Raw genomic sequence first — 17,071 nt, 5'->3', positions numbered from 1 at the left:
AGCTGTACGCCCTTACCACATCATTGCATCACATAACCCATTACCTCATGCTGGAAATGTTTTCAGTAAATCATCCCCAGGAATCACGGTAGTGTAAAAAGTATATTTACGATTAGCGACATAACGGCGGTCTTCTTTAATAATCGCCATAAACTCTCTATGTCCCTCACGAGTACGTCCCACTAAACAACCCGCGCTAGCAAGGCGAATATCATTCCGGGGAAAATCAAAGCCGTAGTGTTGATTTACAGAAAAATCATCACCTGTATCAAGTTTGTCGCCAGTCCGTTTAAAATCTTTGTTGAAATCTCTACAAACAGTTATATTTCCAACTTGCACTAATGCTTCGTGAGGCTCTGCGGTGCCGTGGATGCCAACAGCCCAAGCTTTGTATTGTCCAAACTGAATCCTAGCTGCTCCTTTAGGATTCATCGGATTATAAGTGTAGTAGTTCCCTGGTTCTGTAGTAGCTTCCCAGTGATCTACGATTTTGGGAACGCCATTTACTACTTCAATGACAATCCGCCGATCATTAAACTGATTGGGTGTATCACTGTTGAGAGTCCAGTTTGCATCTATGCCCTCTACATAAACAATGTTGTATTCTTTTGGATTGGTAAATACCTGATAACCTTTGGATAGCATATATTTCACAATCTTACTGGGAATGTCATTGCCTAGTTTTAAGGGGGGTTTAGGAAGATCATCTATTTTGGTTTCAATCAGTTTCTTGGCTGTGACTGCTCCTAAAAAGCCATTCTCTTCAGTCTTTGTTAATTCTTGAAATTTTTTGAGAGATATCACAGAAACAGGCCCAAATTTACCATCGGCTGGAGGTTCTAGCAAACCTAAGGCAACTAACAGTACCTGAATCTGACGAGCCAAGTCTGCGTCATCAGCGATCGCCTCAAATCCCCATTTTTCATCTTTTCCCAAAAAATCTTGTAGTTTCATTATGCACCTGCTTTCATTTACTTACTTCTAAGTATAAACATCATTTTCAAGATTTATGTTGTTTTAAACAATACTCTAAAGCAAAATTTATTGTGATAATTTTTACTATTAATTTATGATTCAGCACCCAAAATATTCATAGTTTATACTGGATAAAAAAGGTATTTATTTGCAGAACCTCATATTTATTTACGCAATAATACGTAGGATGTTTCAAAGGTATAAATCCAGAACAAGCTTGTTTGTAGAGCAATATGCTTGGGTTAATACCGATGATCTGTGAGGTTGCGTAGAACAAGGTGCTTAGAACAAATTCTCTCAATCTGATACATATTGAAAAAATTAACTTTTGTATAAAAAGTTTTCAAAAATAGAAAGGTGAGCTAGTTTCGTCATAACTAGAAAGATCAAGGTTATTCTTAGGTGTTTAATAACAATGGCAAATAAAATACTACTCAGCCTTCAAGATTTAAAACCAGAATATCAAAAGCTTTGGAATAGCTGCCAAATCAGACCAGATAAACTGAGCAGTACTCAAAATATAGTTGCAAAAATCAGTGCAAATCGCCTTCGTTACGAAGCATTAGTGCAAAAAATTAATGTGCCTTGGTACTTCATTGCAGTCATCCATAATATGGAATGTTCCCTTAACTTCAGCAAACATTTGCACAACGGCGACTTGCTAAAAAAACGTACTGTCAACGAACCATCTGGCAGACCGCTAGCTGACCCCATCAACGCCTGGGAGGTAGGATACACTTGGGAAGAAAGCGCGATTGATGCTTTGACAATGAAAGAATTCAACCGAGTAAAAGATTGGAGTTTGCCAGCACAGCTTTGGCAGCTAGAGAAATACAACGGTGTTGGTTATAGACAGTACCATCCAGAAGTTCTCACACCTTACCTGTGGTCAGGGACTAACAACTACAACAAAGGTAAGTATGTAGCAGATGGCAAATGGGATGGTAATGCTGTTTCTGCCCAAATTGGTGTAGCAGCTTTGTTGAAAGTTTTGATAAAGGAAGCAAATCTTAATATTCAACAAGACGTGGCGATCGGGTGAATCAATTTTAGATTTATTCTCGTGTTTGAATTCGCTTGCTTTCAAACCCGAAAAGATTTTAAATTTTGAATCTTATATCATGTCCGCCAAATTACCCATAAGAAAAGAACCCCACCCCGCCAAAGCTGTGCTTTGTCTCCCCTCCCCGCCTGCGGGGTGGGGTTCTTCGGGTTTAATAAGTAATCAAGCGGACATAATATTAAATCCAAAATTTAAAATCTAAAATCTGAAATTCGGTGAGGAAAAGAGGGAAATTGTCTCCGTGTTCCTACGCCCCCGTTTGCCTTGACAAAGTACTACTTGATTTGCGGATGGGCATCTTGTCCATCCCAATAAACTAACGTAGGTGTAGCTATGCTTTTAGTTTGGTAGGCGTTTTTGACACCAACCCAGTTACTAGCAATTGGCATTCGCCAACCAGTTCCAAAAGCGCGATCGGTGATTTTTAAACCGGGGGGTGCTTGTCGCCGTTTAAATTCAGCCCGCGCTACCATTTGGATTACTCGGTCTACAATTAACCGATCGTGACCGGCTGCAACAATTTGCGCTGCTGATTGGTGATTGTGAATCAGGCGTTGCAAAATATCGTCCAAAATTTCGTAGGGTGGTAGAGAGTCTTGATCGACTTGACCTGGTTTTAGTTCAGCGCTGGGTGGTTTAGTCAAGACGTTTTGCGGGATGATTTCATGATTGCGATTTAACCATTGGCAAAGCGAATACACACGGGTTTTCGGAACATCTGCAATTACCGCTAACCCGCCATTCATATCGCCGTAGAGAGTACAGTAACCAACTGCCATTTCTGATTTGTTACCGGTAGATAAAAGGAGATAGCCAAATTTATTAGCGATCGCCATTAATAAATTACCGCGAATCCGAGATTGGATATTCTCTTCAGCCAGTCCAAACTCTGTACCCGCAAACAAATCACCTAAAGTTTGATCAAAGCCTTGCATTAACTCCCCAATTGGTAAAAGATTAGTCTTAATCCCCAAATTTTCGGCTAATGCCACAGCATCACTGATAGAATGCTCGGAACTATAAGGGGAAGGCATGAGAACACCGAGGACATTTTCTTTTCCGAGTGCAGCAGTGGCGATCGCAGCTACTATTGCAGAGTCAATCCCACCACTTAAACCCAAAACTACTTTAGAAAAGCGACACTTACGAGCATAATCTCGCACTCCCAAAACCAAAGCTTGCCAAATTTCTTCATCTTCCGATTCATAGACAGGTGCTACAGAACCTAATTGAAAATCCCGTTGCGCTTCGTCAAATTCAACTACTACTAAATCGGTATCAAAACCACGGGTACGACATATAACTTCACCTTGACGATTCAAGGCAAAACTCCGCCCATCAAAAATTAGGTCATCATTTCCGCCAACCTGATTAGCATAAATCATCGGTTGTTGAAAACGTATTGCGCTATGCTTAAGCATTGTTTCGCGAAACTGCTGCTTACCGACTGTGTAGGGGGAAGCAGACAAATTTACAATCAAATCTACACCCAAAATTGCTAAGTCAGCAATCGGATTTACTGCATAACTACGTTTGCCCCAGAATTCCTCATCGTTCCATAAATCTTCGCAAATAGTTACGCCAATATGGATATTATCTAAAGTGAAATAATTGGCTTGCAAGCCTGGTTCAAAATAGCGACGTTCGTCAAATACATCGTAAGTAGGCAAAAGTCGTTTGTGAAAAACTTGCTTTACCTTGCCATCTTCTAACAAAGCCATGCTGTTAAATAAACTTTTACCGCCAGTAATAGAGGCTTCGAGGTTCTGTTCAACAGTTCCTACTAACACAGCTAAATTTGGTGGTAAATCCTGAGCCAAGTTTTGTAAAGTGATGCCCATCGCTTCCACAAAACTAGGATTGAGTAATAAATCTCTTGGTGGATAGCCACACAAAGAAAGTTCTGGTGTCAGCAACAAACGCGCACCAGTAGATGCTGCGCGTTGTGCCGCTTCTAGGATTTTTTGGGCATTTAAAAGCAAATCCCCAATTGTCGGATTAATTTGAGCGATCGCAATCTTCATTTTTGGTTAGAGACGCGATTAATCGCGTCTGTATAGGAGTATTGAGTAGAGACGCGATTAATCGCGTCTGTACAGGAGAGACGCGATTAATCGCGTCTGTACAGGAGTATTGAGTAGAGACTAATTGCTTTAACTTTCAACTCTATATAGCGGTTCATTAAATAAACACCAAAGGTTTATCTTTTAAGGGAGCAAAAGCTTCAGCGTCAAACTTATACAAACTAGCTGGACGGCCAGCACCCCGTGATACCTTAATTCCGGTATCGCATAAAAAACCTAACTTGAGTAGACGCGCCCGAAAATTAGAATAATCGGAAAAGTTATCACCTAAAACTGTGGCGTATAACTGATATAAATCATTCAAGGTGAACATCTCCGGTAAGACTTCAAAAGCCACCGGGCTATACTCTAATTTATTTCGCAACCGCCTATGTCCATAGGCGAGAATTTCATTATGATCAAAAGCTAATTGCGGCACTTGTTTTACTGGATACCAAGCTATACCAGTCATGCGATCGGCAATTAATTCGGCTTCTTCAAATCGCACTAGGGCAAAGTAACTAACTGATAGATAACGCACACCATAACTATCAATTGCTTCCCGTGGATCGCGATTCGGCCCGCCAAATGTATAGAGTTGTTCTAAGTAGAGATTGTTGACCTTAATTTTCTCTGCCATAATGCGATAGGCGGCATCTTCTAAAGACTCTCCCGGACGTACCAAAGTACCAGGAAGACTCCAATGATTTAGAAATGGTTCTTGCTGTCGCATTACTAATAGAACTAACAGCCGATTTTGTGCAGTATCTACAGAAAAAATTACATTATCAACACCAACCTTGAAATCGGCCAAAGGTTGTTGGTTTAGCGGAGTTGGTATCTTTTTTTGTGAACGTCCTGGCATTCGTACAAATGCTCTCGATTAATATAGGCAACTACAGAGGCTGTGAGGGCTTGAGAATCTCCATGTTCGCGGTACGCTGTTGAGGAAACATCTAGACCGGTCAGACTAGCGATCGCAATCTTCCCTCCCAGCTTTTGCACTACCTCTGAACTAGATTCATCTATTGCATATCCCGGTCGCGGTACGATCAGTAGTTGCACTTGCTGTAACAAATCTTCAATGCGATACCAACGCGGCAGCTGACTCAATAAATCTGAACCAATAATCAACGTCAATTCAGCATCTTCACCCCAAACAAGCTTTGCTTTTTCCACTGTTTCCAGTGTTCTGAAGCTACTCAATTCTTGTTCCAAAGCAATATTGTGCCGTGGTGCGTCTATATCAGCAATCAACAGTCGCAACATTGCCGCCCGATGTTCCAAGGGTGTTTGATGGGACTTAAATGGATTATCTGCTGCCCAAACCGCTATCCAATCATAACGCTCAGACAACCAATTCAGAATCGCCTCATGTCCCGCAGTTGGTGGATCGGCACTAGTTCCAAACAAAGCAACTCTCATAGTAATTCGTAATTCGTAGTTCGTAGTTCGTAATTCGTAATTAAGACATACTGAAAGAGTAATTTTACCTCTGTGTTCTCTGTGCCTCTGCGGTTCGTTTCTTAGTCTCCTCCGTCAACTCTTGCAGCGCGGCAGAAATTTCCACCTGCGCCGAGACAGGATTATCCAAACGTCTTGTCTCCTGTGGCAAACTCGCAACTGAGGCGGCGGTACGCTGACGAATTGTTGCCAACGACTCCAACGGCTGCACCCGTTCACCTTCTTGCACTACCAACTGCAACAAAGGTTCTTCTTCTTGAGGAATTTCACCTAAGAGTCCCAACCTGTCTGCTTTTACCTTCCCTCCCGTATACGAGCGAAAAATCTGCTTGCGTCCTGGATAAGTAACTTTACCACTAGACTGCTTCATCACTGGGATGCCATCAATGTCTACAAGTTTATAAACTCCATTTACTGGCGAACCTGTAACTAGTCGCGTTCCCAGTCCGTAACCATCAATTTCGGCCCCAGCAGCTTTTAATCTGGCAATTTCCCACTCATCCAAGTCGCCACTGACAAAAATTGGCACACCGGGAAGGAGCGATCGCACCTGTTTTGATAAGGTAACTAAATCTCCTGAGTCCAATCTCACTCCCGTTAATTGCATTTCCCCGGAATTGACTTTTTCGGCCAAGCGCTGGGCAGCAGCAATGGTATCGTAAGTATCAATCAGCAATGGCGCACCCGGAAAATATCGATGAAATGCACTAAAAGCTTGTTCTTCAGTGCCTTCTATTGCTGACAACGCCATCACCAGGGCGTGTGCCATCGTACCACTTGGCTTTTGTCCTAGTTGTAGCGCTGCTAACACATTGGAAGTGGAATCTAATCCACCTGCCAACGCCGCCCGCGCTGCCCACAAAGACCCTTGGGGACTAAATGCTCGTCTTGTGCCAAATTCTAAAAGTGTTGCTGATTCCCCCGCGATATCACGCAACCGTGCTGCTTTTGTGGCAATCAAAGTCTGGTAATTAATCGTATTCAGCAGGTAAGTTTCTACTAGTTGGGCTTGCCAAAGGGGTGCTTCCACCCGCAACAGTGGTTGATTGGCAAATACGGCTGTCCCTTCTGGTACTGCCCAAACATCACCCGTAAACTTTCCCTCAGCTAAAAGTGACCAAAAGCGATCGCCTGCTTGAGCAAAAATTCCCGTTGCCTGTAATGCCGCAATTTGTGAGGGATTAAAGCGGAATTTGGCTAAATATTCCAATGCCTGCGTCAGCCCCATTGCAATTAAATAACCAAAACCCTCTGGCAATCGTCTGACAGTTAACTCAAAGCTTGCCCGTCGTTGTTCTATACCTTCGCCTGTGTAACAAGCTGCCATCGTCAACTGGTAAAGGTCGGTCAGTAAGCTGTAGTCATCCGCAGAAAGGTTTAATTCCTGGTTCTGTTGGCTTTGCTGTTTATATACATAGTCCAAATCTGGCAAAAAAGTTGTCATGCAAGAGCTTCCTTACAAGATGCTTCTGCTATTTATGGTAGTATTTACCATAAATAATGTCAACTCCCGGCAAGTATATTTTCTGAGATTGCCGTAGAACAGTATATTTATCGGCAAGTTAATACTAGCTTTATAAAATACTTAATGTTTTTTAATAGTAATAGCTAGCAATAGTGTTAATCGAATCAGGCGGTTAATGAAGGGAAACAATATCCTGTCAAAGAAAGTTTGTTTTGCTTCGCTCTTTTCCCAACTGGGGTTGGAGAAATAACTATGTTACAATTAGAATTAGTGAAAAAAGTTTGACTTTTTGAAAAGCTAAAGTATTGCGAAGTTATCTGAATAAACATTGAGTATAATCTCAATATATTGAGAATTAGAGCTAATCAAGAATATCAGCATTAGAGTATTAGGTATCACAATTAAAACGGCTCGAAAATAAGGAGTCTAATATTATGGCTATTTCCAAAATCATTGGGAACATAACCCAGTATATTTCTGAAGCTGCAATGCGGATTTTTGGCCCTAATGATGATGCTTATCCTACTATTGGCGTACAACCTTTTACAGGTGAGCCTTACGACAAACGTAAAGATGATAATTTGTAGGTGCTGAATATCGGAATCTAACTTAAATAATCAAACTTGAGTCCTAAGTAAGTGGGCGTGAATAATTAAAGGTTTGTAGTAAGCGGCTCTAGTTTTGGAAATAGGGCTGTAGAGACGTTGTAATGCAACGTCTCTACAGAGGTTATCTTTAAATTTGTGGCTTTAGTTAATAAGATGAATTTTAGGAATTTTTTTAACTTGATTTCTCAGCCATAAATTTAAACAGAATTTGGTTATGAACCAATACGGTTCAGTTAAGGCTTAACTCTTTGTCAAAATCAATTTTTTTAACGAACCGCGAAGGACGCGAAGGACGCGAAGGACGCGAAGGAAGAGAAGAAAGAGAAGAAAGAGAAGAAAGAGAAGAAAGAGAAGAAAGAGAAGAAAGAAATGCTTAACTGAACTGTATTGGGTTATGAACTTCAGAAAATGTTTGTAAAGTCTAATTTGTACATCCTTTAAAGATTGTCGGCTTCAAAGGAGAAAATTATGTCTGCAACTTCATTGTTGAAACTGTTCTCCCACAAAAAAGGCGATTTTGTGTGAAAATCGCCAGAGTCAGATCCCCGACTTCTTAGAAAAATCGGGGATCTCGTTATTCAGAAATGATTAAATAGGGCTATAGTTGCAATTAAAAATATGAATTTTACAAACTACTCAAAGCGATCGCACTGACTGTAGCAGCTAAGAAATTCATCAACGGTTATAATTTTTCGAGCTGATTGAACCATTGTGATTATTCCTCATGGTTTGGTACGAGCCAGTAAGGTAAGGCGTTATAGCGATGAATTATGCTCAATATAGGAGCGGAGAGCGGAGTTAATTAGAGATTGGTAGCCTTTTCCTTTGCTTTTAAACCAATCCAGAATATCTTGATCTAGTTGAATTAATGTGGCTTGTTGGCTAACAGGTTTTACGATTTTGGCTGTTTCCCAGAATTGCTGATCTAATTCAGGAATATCTGAAGTATCAATCGCTGTGTCAGGGATATTTTGGAGTTCTTTAAGTCGATTGGGCGAGATACTCATAGTAGGTTCTCCTTTCTTTGGGGGTGGCTTTTCGGGCAGAGATTAATCGAATTTTGCCGTTTCTGTCTGTATGAGCGACGGTAATAATTACAACAGCTTGGATTGAGCCAATACTAATTTCTCGAATTTCTTCATAGTCGTACCGTTGATCAATTGAGGTGAAAACAACACCGTTAAATATTTCTGTAGCTTCTTCAAAACTAATGCCATGTTTCTGGATATTTTGTTGGTTTTTATTTTTGTCCCATTCAAATTCCATTCAACTATACATAATCCATATAGAGTCAAGTGTAATAAATAAGATAAAGGCGTGATGAAAAAACTCACGCCTTTTTATTTAAACTTTTTTCCCACCGCCTGCTAAAAGTTCCAGAACAACTCCATTTGTCCAGCCGAAGCCAATTTCGTTAGAACTATATCCAAAGGAAATATCGTCAGAAACGTTGGCAGAACAGCGTTCAACATCATATTTCTCAACTATGGTGTTGTGACGCTCGAATTCTTTAATTACCATAGCCAGGAACTTGTTGGCAATGCGATCGCCTTCTGTATGAAACCCATAACGGTGAAGTCCCTGGACAGCAATGAACGTCAATGGTGCCCAACCGAAGGGAGCATCCCACTGGTTTCCGGTGATATAAGTACTGGTAAAAATTCCGCCTGGGGCTTCAAACAAAGAGAGATTTTCCACGACGCGCTTGGCTTGGGCTGGAGAAGAAATTCCTAACCACAAAGGATAGAAGGTGGTAGCAAATTCGTAGCAACGGCGTTTTCCACTCTGGAAGTGATAGTCGAAATAGAGTCCTCGTTCTTCATTCCAGAGAAATTGATCGATCCGATCGCGGCGGATATCTGCGCGATCGCGCCATTGTTGTTCCAGTTCTTCGTGCCCCAAAATAGCGTTAATGTTTGCCATGTCTTGTTCTACCTGATACAGCAAACTGTTGAGGCACACAGGAGCATAATGGAGGATATCAGCACTAAAGGGGCCAAATCGGTTGGTGATATCAAAACCGGACTCGCGCATGGTGCGATCGCCCTTATAAAATAGGTTGGTTAATTCGTCATTTTCTCGGTTGTAGTAAAGATTAACGTCGTAATCTTCAACCTCAAAGGTTTGGTAATATTCCTTGACGCGATCGTAGTGGCTTTTTCCCTCCTCATCCCGCTCGGAGAACACAACTTCTGGCGCGGGGCCTTCCCCAAAGGCATAAAATCTCGATAAGCCGGTTCCGGGATTCAAATGGGGCGGTACTACCCAGTAATAGTAAAATTGTTCTAAAAGCGGGACGGTTGATCTCAACCACTCTTCATCCTGGGTGTGCTGGAATAATGCCAAAACCATCATGCTGAGGACAGGGGGCTGCGATCGCGACAGCATATAAGTCCGGTTGGCATTGAGGATAGTGCCGTAATTCTGTACCTGGTACAATAATTGGTCTACCTGGCTTTGCGCTAGCTCCAATTCTCCATCGTGCAAAAGTCCTAGTAATATAAAGTAGCTGTCCCAGCCATACATTTCGTTAAAGCGGCCACCTGGGACGACATAAGGGCCTGGTAGGTATAGTAACCCATGCTCTTTAATCGCTTCGACTTCTGAGGGCAAAGTGCGAATTTCAATTCTTTGCATATCCTTGGAAGATAGCGATCGCTCCAAGACACTCTGGATGTTGGGACAATCTTCTAAGGGTGAAATGTAGACGAGCCAGGGAGTCTCGCTTTTGTGGTCTAGTTTGGTATCCTTTGCAGATTGTAATAAGTGTTCGTGCGATCGCGTTAAGGTTTTCCACGTTTTTTTGATATGGGCCCGCACGCCGTCAATCTGCGCGGTGGTGAGTGTTGGTGGAGTGGTCATATTTTCAATTATTTTTTTAGACGCAAAGGAACGCAAAGGAAACCGCAGAGGAACGCAGAGGTTTTATGGGGTTTTCTGTGCGCCTCTGGGTGAGAAAGATTTATTTTTTTACTCAGCAGTACTAACTAACAGAGCAACTGGAAAATCAGCGAGGGCGGCTGCGATAGATAATGTTCCTGTAGTCTGTAAGGGTTGCTGAGTTAGGACGTTTTTCCAGGTGAGGGAACTTCCAGGAGGTAATTGCAGGTGTGTATCTTGCCAAACTGACTCGCCCAAGGGATTATCTTCAGGCTGGATCAGGCTAGTTAAAAAGCGAGGCGCGATCGCGATCGCTGTTTGATTTGCCTCCCGCCGCGCAAAGGCGATAATGTGATTGGCGTAGGTTCCCTGAACTTCTAATGGTAAATAGTCGCCGTCCTGGAATAATGAAACATAGTTTGTTCTAGCTTGGAGTAATTGAGCCGTTAAAAACAGTTTAATTCTGCCGTCAGTTTTATGCTTCAGTAACTCCTGGATTAGTTCGAGAATATTTGTTTTTGCTTGCTCGCGGATGGCGTTTAAGTAAGTACGTCGCTGTTCAAAATCCACGGGACGGCGATTGTCTGGATCGACTAGGCTTAGTTCCCAAAGTTCTGTTCCCTGGTAAAAGTCGGGTACGCCGGGTGCGCTAATCTTTAGTAGAGTTTGCGAAAGGGAATTGAATATACCATAGTTTGCAATTCGCTGTTGAAACGGGCGAAAGGCTTCTAGAAATTCCCCGGAGATGGAAGGATCAAGTACTTTCTCGATAAAGGAGGTACAAGCTTGTTCATACTCGCTATCAGGTCGCAACCATGCTGTATGCACTTTTGCTTCTCGAATTGCCTTAATTATATAGTCTTTCACCCGTTCCACGAAGGATGCATGTTCATGTTCCGCAAAGGGAAACGCCCCTACCAAGGTTTGATAGAGAAAATACTCATCGTTGCGATCGGGCATAGCGAACCCGTGGCGATCGCTACGATGCCCTGCATTAATCCCGCCCCAAGTATTTACCTGCTGTTCCCACTCCTCTGGGATTTCTGAGAGGACATTCAACCTCGCCCGCACATCTTCACCGCGTTTGGTGTCGTGAGTGGCGGTGGTGTTCATTGTGTGAGGCCAGGTTGCTTGGTGCTGTTGGTTAAAGGCATGAAATTTGCTTACTGAAATCCCAAAATGACCGGGATTACCCCCCACTTCATTCAGCGACAGCAACCGATTGTAAACATATAATGTGGTGTCTTCTACGCCTTTCGCCATTAGCGGGCCGCTGTATTGCTGCATTCGTAAAACAAAATATATCCACTGTTCGCGTTCTGTTTGAGTCAGAGAACTATCAAACTCTAGCAACATTAACTTTTCAATAAAGGTCAGTTCGTGCTGCAACAAGGGCGATTGTTCTTTGGCTTGGTGAATTACTTTCTCAATGGTAGCGCGATCGCTATCCCCAATTCCATCTGGCGTAATATAGGTGCGGTAAATCGGGAACAGTGTCAAAACTTCAGCGATCGCTCTTTTTAATCCATTCAGCGTAAAATCATTACCATAGCGATATTTGCTGGAAACATTCTTTAATAAAAGTGCCAGATTGTCAATATCACCTGCTAAATTCTTTTCCAGTATCAGATGCTTTTTCTCCTTCACGACGGATGCATAATCTACTCGTGAACCGATAAAGTTATGGTAGATTTTATCGAACTGTGATTGATTTTCCGTTTGACAAAATACGCCATTTACATAGTTTAAAAAGTCATATCCCGATGTTCCTTCAATTGCCCAATTTCCCGGTAGGTCTTCGGTGAGTTCCAAAATCTTCTCAACAGTGATATAAACATCACCCGTCTTTTCCCGCAGTCTTTCGAGATACTGGATTGGGTTATAAAGTCCATCAATATGGTCAATGCGTAAACCTGTAAATTTGCCCTCTTCAACTAGCTTTTGAATTAGGCTGTGGGTATTATTAAAAACCCGCAGTTCTTCAACTTTAACGGAAATCAGTTCATTGACAGTAAAGAAACGACGGTAGTTCATTTCCTCCGCCCCAACTTTCCAGAAGGCGAGACGGTAAAACTGGTCTTTGAGTAAGTCATCTAGGAGGTTAAAACTATCTGAATTACCCGCTTCTCCGTTGAAAGTTTTGATGTTTTGGTCAATGAACTCGCGGATGGCATCGTTTGTGCTGTAAAGTTCCCAAACCAATCCTTTAACAAATGCGATTTGGTCTTCTCGCTGTTTTCCCGCCACCTCTGAGGGCACATTTTTGAGGATATACAAAATCCCCAATAGCTTAATAAAATCGGGATGATTGCGCCCCAGTGTGCGCGTGAGTGTGCCCAGATTATGAGTGATAAATTTTGTGTAGGACTCTAACCGCAGGGGCAGTTTCAAGCTGTAATAGTTTACAGTTAAACCGTTTTCTTCATATTCTAATTGAATGTGTCCGTTTTCCAAGGATACACCGTAGAAGTCTCCCAGTAGCGGCGCTAGGATTCGCTGTTGGCGATCGCCAAAAGGAGCATTCCAAGAAAGGTCGAAGTAGTCGGTATAGCTGGAATCTGGGCCGTGTTCCAATACGTCCATTAAGTAAAGGTTTTCGCTGGTATAGGCCATGTGGTTGGGCACAATATCTTGTAACCAGCCCATACCAAGGGATTGAACTTCACTAGCTAATGCATCAAAGGACTCATTAGTTCCCAGTTCTGGGTTTAGTTGAGTGGCATCTACTATATCGTAGCCGTGCGTACTCCCGGATCGTGCCTTGAAAATGGGGGAAGCATACAAATCGGAAATACCTAAATCTGCTAGATAAGCTGCGATCGCTTTAGCGTTCTCAAAGCCAAACTGAGGTGTAAACTGAATTCGATAAGTTGCGGTGGGAATTCGCATATTTTTTTGGAGTAGGGAGTGGGGAGTGGGGAGTGGGGGATGAGGGGGATGTAGCTTTAGCTTTCCTACGGAACGCTACGCGAACCCGCAGGGTGGGGGATGAGGGAGTTTGAGGTTTTCAGCATAAACGTTGAACCTCTGAGGATGAACGTTGCACCTCTGAGGATGAACGTTGCACCTCTGAGGATGAAGGTTGAGCCTTTGAGCTTGAAAGTTGCACCTTTGAGCTTGAACGTTGCACCTCTGAGCTTGAAAGTTGAACCTTTGAGCTTGAACGTTGCACCTTTGAGCTTGAACGTTGCACCTTTGAGCTTGAACGTTGAACCTCTGAGGATGAACGTTGAACCTCTGAGGATGAACGTTGCACCTCTGAGGATGAACGTTGCACCTCTGAGGATGAAGGTTGAGCCTTTGAGCTTGAAAGTTGCACCTTTGAGCTTGAACGTTGCACCTCTGAGCTTGAAAGTTGAACCTTTGAGCTTGAACGTTGCACCTTTGAGCTTGAACGTTGCACCTTTGAGCTTGAACGTTGAACCTCTGAGGATGAACGTTGAACCTCTGAGGATGAACGTTGCACCTCTGAGGATGAACGTTGCACCTCTGAGGATGAAGGTTGAGCCTTTGAGCTTGAAAGTTGCACCTTTGAGCTTGAAAGTTGCACCTTTGAGCCAGAAACTTTAAGTTTTACCTCTCCCCCTCATCTCCTTTATTGTTGAATGCGTGAATTGTTAACTCCCTCATCTCCCTTCATACAGCACCAAACTGGTAGCTTTTACTCTCAATTCTTGTCCGACAGACAGATATTCTGCTGCTTCAGAACCAGTCCCAGACCATGAGGTATCTGCTGAGTCTAATAGTTTCTCAACATTATGCTCAATTGGCAGAGTCACTGTCACTGGAGAGGAATTGAAATTCATCACAAATATTAGTTCACCCGATTCGCACCAACGACGCACGATGACCACCTTCTTGTCTTCATCGCTAGTCGCTTGGATGAAATTGCGGTCTTGATTCAAAAGTGCTGGATGCGTCTTGCGTAAATTAATTAACTGGCGATACCAATCCCAGAGAACTTTGTGCTGTCCTTGATTGCGTAATTCCCAATTGAGTTTAGAACGCAGAAAAGTTTCTGCTGATTCGGGATCTGGGGGATCATCTGCGAAGTGAAATGCTTCAAACTCTTGTTTGCGTCCGGCTCGAACTGCTTGAATTAAATCTGGATCGGAGTGACTGACAAAGTAAATGAAGGGTGCTGTTTCGCCGTATTCCTCTCCCATGAATAACAGGGGTAAGTTGGGCGACAGCAGCACAGCCCCAGCAGCTAACTTTAATCCTTCAAAAGAGAGCTTCTGAGTCAGGCGTTCTCCTTTCATTTGATTGCCGATTTGATCGTGATTCTGAATACAGACTGTAAATTGTGATAGAGGGCGATCGCGGCAAGATACGCCATGATATCGTTTACGGTGTGGAGCATACTTCCAATCGTAGACAAAAGTATCTTCATAAGCTTTTGCCAACTGAGCAGTTTGCCCAAAATCTTGATAATATCCTTGGCGATCGCCTGTTAAAAGTGCGTGTAATGCATGGTGAAAATCATCACTCCACTGGGCATCAAGACCATATCCACCCAATTCTAATGGACGAATTATTTGGGGATTATTCAGGTCACTTTCGGCAATTAGATGGCGTTTCCATTTTTGCCCTTGTTGTGAGAAATGATGAACTGCTTCTGCTAGTTCCCAGAGAAAATGCTTGGCTCCCAAGTCGTAAATTGCTTGAATCGCATCCAGACGCAATGCATCAATGTGGAATTCGCGCAACCAGTAAAGCGCATTTTCGATGAAATAGTTTCGCACACCCTGACTATGGGCATCGTCAAAATTCAGCGCTTCCCCCCACGGCGTTTTATAGGTTTTAGTAAAGTAGGGTGCGAACTGACTCATATAGTTGCCTTCTGGCCCAAAGTGGTTATACACCACATCCAGCACGACAGCGATATTATTTTGGTGGCAAGCATTTACTAGTTGCTTGAGTTCGGCTGGGCTACCGTAGGAATTTTGGACAGCAAAGGGATAAACGCCGTCATAACCCCAGTTGCGATATGCAAGAGTTGCCTCAATATGGGTATCTCCCGGAAACTGGGAGATGGGCATGATTTCAATGGCGTTAATTCCCAGTTCCCTCAGTTCTGGTAAGCGGGCAATAATCGCGGTGAAAGTTCCTTCAGGCGTGAAAGTACCAACGTGGAGTTCGTAGAAAATCATCGACTCCACAGGAATGCCAGCCCATGCTTCATCAGTCCACTCAAACTGTTGATCGACAATTTGAGATGGCCCATGCACCCCTTCAGGTTGATACTGCGACGCCGGATCGGCAAAAGCGTCTTGCCCATTTAAGACATACCGATAAAGCGTACCTGGATACACATCGTTGACTTTCGTGTGCCAGTATCCCTCAGACTGAGGCTTGAGCGGAATTAACTGCTGTTCTGGCGTCAAAATTTGTACAGTGACGCTATCTAATAGCGGAGACCAAACTGTAAATTCACACTCTCCGTTACCCAAGTAGTTAGCACCAATTCTCACGCAGTATCCTCCCATCAGTTCAGTTTGTTGTGTCGAATTGTGGCGCGATGGCGTACCCGCCCTTTCCGGTGGCGATCGCAAATGTCATTGATTGCAGAATGTTTACAAACACGCCAGATAGCATAATGGTTGGTCTACCAGACTTTTTACTAGCACCTGTAGGCGGATTTTCTACTCAAACAAACTCTGTCTAATGACCAATTTAGTTGTAAGTGGTATTGCTCGTTCCCAGTCTCAGACTGGGAATGCCCTCTCTAAGGCTCCGCCTTCCAAATTTACGCCAAAGCCGCAATCAGGAGCATTTCCAGCGCTCTCTGGCTGGAAACGAGATTTTAAAGTTACCCTACGGCTTGCAGCTACCATCCGCGCAGTATGAAGATTGATAGGTATTAGAACGCTTGCCAAATATGGCGTAACGGTTATCGCGGATTTGTTCGTAAAAGCGATCGCCTGCCCACTTCATCCCCGGTAAGGCTCGATAAGCGTCTACAAATATACTTCCTGCTGGCAATAACCGCCCAATCTCTTCTGCTGCGTTACTACCTTGCCAATGTCTTTGAGGTTCGTTGCCATCAATTAAAATCATCCCCTGTTCACAATCTTGGGCTGTAATTCCCCACTGTAAAAGTGTCTGCTCATCTTGCATGGGTGCGTAGCGAAATAAGTTCCCCTTGTCTAAGGTTTCTAGCGATTGCACTAGGGTAACGCAGAGATTACAATTCCCGTCGTAGATTACGTAGTAATTCATAAAAATAACGGCTGTGAGTGCAATTAACTTGTCAGATGTGTCTAAATACAACTTTGGTATTCTAGCTTAGAAAACCGTGGCGATCGCTACTTCAGCCACTTGCTTTCAAAATTGTCAGACTGCTGTCTGCTATTTAAATGTCGCCATTAAGTAAAGAAGTTTGTCATTAAAATGGAGATGCTGCAATATCCCGTGTAGCTTCAATTCGGTCGATAATCTTGTTAGCTTGCGCTTTGAAAATATCCTCACGCGAACTGAGGACAACAACTAGAGTATCACGGTCGAAAGAAGAAAGACGATCGCGCAAAGCCTCAAATCAAGCTTGCGGATC

At 43.1% G+C, this 17,071-nt stretch carries 18 protein-coding genes; 6 read left to right on the top strand and 12 right to left on the bottom strand.

Translation table 11 applies throughout. The features are described 5' to 3' along the window. Positions 1-45: 45 nt before the first annotated feature. Complete coding sequence (locus HWQ23_RS32415) at positions 46-954, bottom strand: peptidoglycan-binding domain-containing protein (protein ID WP_292837848.1); 909 nt, start codon at positions 952-954, stop codon at positions 46-48. Positions 955-1,390: 436 nt separating this feature from the next. On the opposite strand from HWQ23_RS32415, the gene HWQ23_RS32410 reads away from it, so the two are divergent. Continuing rightward, positions 1,391-2,017: a hypothetical protein gene (locus HWQ23_RS32410; protein WP_292837846.1), complete on the top strand. Its 627-nt coding sequence runs from the start codon at positions 1,391-1,393 to the stop codon at positions 2,015-2,017. A gap of 296 nt (positions 2,018-2,313) precedes the next feature. Here HWQ23_RS32410 and HWQ23_RS32405 read toward each other — a convergent pair whose 3' ends face one another. The 4 genes from HWQ23_RS32405 to HWQ23_RS32390 all read right to left on the bottom strand — a co-directional run bounded on the left by HWQ23_RS32405 (position 2,314) and on the right by HWQ23_RS32390 (position 7,009). Continuing rightward, positions 2,314-4,062: an NAD+ synthase gene (locus HWQ23_RS32405; protein WP_292837844.1), complete on the bottom strand. Its 1,749-nt coding sequence runs from the start codon at positions 4,060-4,062 to the stop codon at positions 2,314-2,316. Between the two features lie 157 nt (positions 4,063-4,219). Further along, a complete protein-coding gene (locus HWQ23_RS32400; protein WP_292837842.1) occupies positions 4,220-4,966 on the bottom strand; it encodes an NUDIX hydrolase in 747 nt (248 codons plus the stop codon). After that, complete coding sequence (locus tag HWQ23_RS32395) at positions 4,927-5,526, bottom strand: nicotinate-nucleotide adenylyltransferase (protein WP_292837840.1); 600 nt, start codon at positions 5,524-5,526, stop codon at positions 4,927-4,929. Before HWQ23_RS32395 ends, HWQ23_RS32400 begins: the two co-directional genes overlap by 40 nt. A 64-nt stretch (positions 5,527-5,590) precedes the next feature. After that, the gene (locus tag HWQ23_RS32390; RefSeq protein ID WP_292837838.1) at positions 5,591-7,009 is read right to left on the bottom strand and encodes a nicotinate phosphoribosyltransferase; all 1,419 of its coding nucleotides are present in this window, start codon (positions 7,007-7,009) and stop codon (positions 5,591-5,593) included. Between the two features lie 455 nt (positions 7,010-7,464). On the opposite strand from HWQ23_RS32390, the gene HWQ23_RS32385 reads away from it, so the two are divergent. Together HWQ23_RS32385 and HWQ23_RS32380 are read left to right on the top strand one after the other, a co-directional pair. Beyond that, complete coding sequence (locus HWQ23_RS32385) at positions 7,465-7,617, top strand: hypothetical protein (protein WP_292837836.1); 153 nt, start codon at positions 7,465-7,467, stop codon at positions 7,615-7,617. Positions 7,618-7,886: 269 nt separating this feature from the next. Further along, positions 7,887-8,015 (top strand): hypothetical protein, encoded by a 129-nt coding sequence (locus HWQ23_RS32380; protein WP_292837834.1) that lies wholly within the window; start codon positions 7,887-7,889, stop codon positions 8,013-8,015. A 378-nt stretch (positions 8,016-8,393) separates the two neighbouring features. Here HWQ23_RS32380 and HWQ23_RS32375 read toward each other — a convergent pair whose 3' ends face one another. The 4 genes from HWQ23_RS32375 to treY form a co-directional block, all read right to left on the bottom strand. Then, on the bottom strand, positions 8,394-8,645 hold the full coding sequence (locus tag HWQ23_RS32375; RefSeq protein WP_292837832.1) for a BrnA antitoxin family protein: 252 nt from the start codon (positions 8,643-8,645) through the stop codon (positions 8,394-8,396). Further along, on the bottom strand, positions 8,620-8,904 hold the full coding sequence (locus HWQ23_RS32370) for a BrnT family toxin (RefSeq protein ID WP_292837830.1): 285 nt from the start codon (positions 8,902-8,904) through the stop codon (positions 8,620-8,622). The genes HWQ23_RS32375 and HWQ23_RS32370 overlap by 26 nt, the downstream gene beginning before the upstream one ends. Before the next feature lie 78 nt (positions 8,905-8,982). Further along, positions 8,983-10,500 carry a trehalase family glycosidase gene (locus tag HWQ23_RS32365; protein ID WP_292837828.1) on the bottom strand — a complete coding sequence of 506 codons (1,518 nt, stop codon included), beginning with the start codon at positions 10,498-10,500 and terminating at the stop codon, positions 8,983-8,985. A 108-nt stretch (positions 10,501-10,608) separates the two neighbouring features. Beyond that, entirely contained in the window at positions 10,609-13,407 is a 2,799-nt protein-coding gene (treY, locus tag HWQ23_RS32360) for a malto-oligosyltrehalose synthase (RefSeq protein WP_292837826.1), read from the bottom strand. A 144-nt stretch (positions 13,408-13,551) separates the two neighbouring features. Here treY and HWQ23_RS32355 point away from each other — a divergent pair, with 144 nt between their 5' ends. Continuing rightward, positions 13,552-14,088, top strand: coding sequence for a ribosomal eL19 family protein (locus tag HWQ23_RS32355; protein WP_292837824.1), 537 nt, complete (start codon positions 13,552-13,554; stop codon positions 14,086-14,088). 56 nt (positions 14,089-14,144) lie between these two features. On the opposite strand, the gene treZ is transcribed toward HWQ23_RS32355, so the two are convergent. After that, complete coding sequence (gene treZ, locus HWQ23_RS32350; protein ID WP_292837984.1) at positions 14,145-15,992, bottom strand: malto-oligosyltrehalose trehalohydrolase; 1,848 nt, start codon at positions 15,990-15,992, stop codon at positions 14,145-14,147. Between the two features lie 47 nt (positions 15,993-16,039). Here treZ and HWQ23_RS32345 point away from each other — a divergent pair, with 47 nt between their 5' ends. Both HWQ23_RS32345 and HWQ23_RS32340 read left to right on the top strand, forming a co-directional pair. Continuing rightward, positions 16,040-16,186, top strand: a complete 147-nt coding sequence (locus tag HWQ23_RS32345; protein WP_292837822.1) for a hypothetical protein — start codon at positions 16,040-16,042, stop codon at positions 16,184-16,186. Then, entirely contained in the window at positions 16,186-16,368 is a 183-nt protein-coding gene (locus HWQ23_RS32340; protein ID WP_292837820.1) for a hypothetical protein, read from the top strand. Before HWQ23_RS32345 ends, HWQ23_RS32340 begins: the two co-directional genes overlap by 1 nt. Here HWQ23_RS32340 and HWQ23_RS32335 read toward each other — a convergent pair. Continuing rightward, complete coding sequence (locus HWQ23_RS32335; RefSeq protein ID WP_292837818.1) at positions 16,336-16,740, bottom strand: thiol-disulfide oxidoreductase DCC family protein; 405 nt, start codon at positions 16,738-16,740, stop codon at positions 16,336-16,338. The genes HWQ23_RS32340 and HWQ23_RS32335 overlap by 33 nt on opposite strands. 166 nt (positions 16,741-16,906) lie before the next feature. After that, complete coding sequence (locus tag HWQ23_RS32330) at positions 16,907-17,047, bottom strand: hypothetical protein (protein WP_292837996.1); 141 nt, start codon at positions 17,045-17,047, stop codon at positions 16,907-16,909. Positions 17,048-17,071 lie beyond the last annotated feature (24 nt).

Origin of the sequence: Nostoc sp. JL33 (assembly GCF_017114985.1) — a bacterium.
Lineage (GTDB): Bacteria > Cyanobacteriota > Cyanobacteriia > Cyanobacteriales > Nostocaceae > Nostoc.
This window is presented reverse-complemented; position numbering and strand designations above follow the sequence as displayed.

Coding starts and splice junctions, on each gene's coding strand:
- HWQ23_RS32415 (WP_292837848.1), bottom strand. CDS start 954: ATGAAACTACAAGATTTTTTGGGAAAAGATGAAAAATGGGGATTTGAG.
- HWQ23_RS32410 (WP_292837846.1), top strand. CDS start 1,391: ATGGCAAATAAAATACTACTCAGCCTTCAAGATTTAAAACCAGAATAT.
- HWQ23_RS32405 (WP_292837844.1), bottom strand. CDS start 4,062: ATGAAGATTGCGATCGCTCAAATTAATCCGACAATTGGGGATTTGCTT.
- HWQ23_RS32400 (WP_292837842.1), bottom strand. CDS start 4,966: ATGCCAGGACGTTCACAAAAAAAGATACCAACTCCGCTAAACCAACAA.
- HWQ23_RS32395 (WP_292837840.1), bottom strand. CDS start 5,526: ATGAGAGTTGCTTTGTTTGGAACTAGTGCCGATCCACCAACTGCGGGA.
- HWQ23_RS32390 (WP_292837838.1), bottom strand. CDS start 7,009: ATGACAACTTTTTTGCCAGATTTGGACTATGTATATAAACAGCAAAGC.
- HWQ23_RS32385 (WP_292837836.1), top strand. CDS start 7,465: ATGGCTATTTCCAAAATCATTGGGAACATAACCCAGTATATTTCTGAA.
- HWQ23_RS32375 (WP_292837832.1), bottom strand. CDS start 8,645: ATGAGTATCTCGCCCAATCGACTTAAAGAACTCCAAAATATCCCTGAC.
- HWQ23_RS32370 (WP_292837830.1), bottom strand. CDS start 8,904: ATGGAATTTGAATGGGACAAAAATAAAAACCAACAAAATATCCAGAAA.
- HWQ23_RS32365 (WP_292837828.1), bottom strand. CDS start 10,500: ATGACCACTCCACCAACACTCACCACCGCGCAGATTGACGGCGTGCGG.
- treY (WP_292837826.1), bottom strand. CDS start 13,407: ATGCGAATTCCCACCGCAACTTATCGAATTCAGTTTACACCTCAGTTT.
- HWQ23_RS32355 (WP_292837824.1), top strand. CDS start 13,552: ATGAACGTTGCACCTCTGAGGATGAACGTTGCACCTCTGAGGATGAAG.
- HWQ23_RS32345 (WP_292837822.1), top strand. CDS start 16,040: ATGGCGTACCCGCCCTTTCCGGTGGCGATCGCAAATGTCATTGATTGC.
- HWQ23_RS32340 (WP_292837820.1), top strand. CDS start 16,186: ATGACCAATTTAGTTGTAAGTGGTATTGCTCGTTCCCAGTCTCAGACT.
- HWQ23_RS32335 (WP_292837818.1), bottom strand. CDS start 16,740: ATGAATTACTACGTAATCTACGACGGGAATTGTAATCTCTGCGTTACC.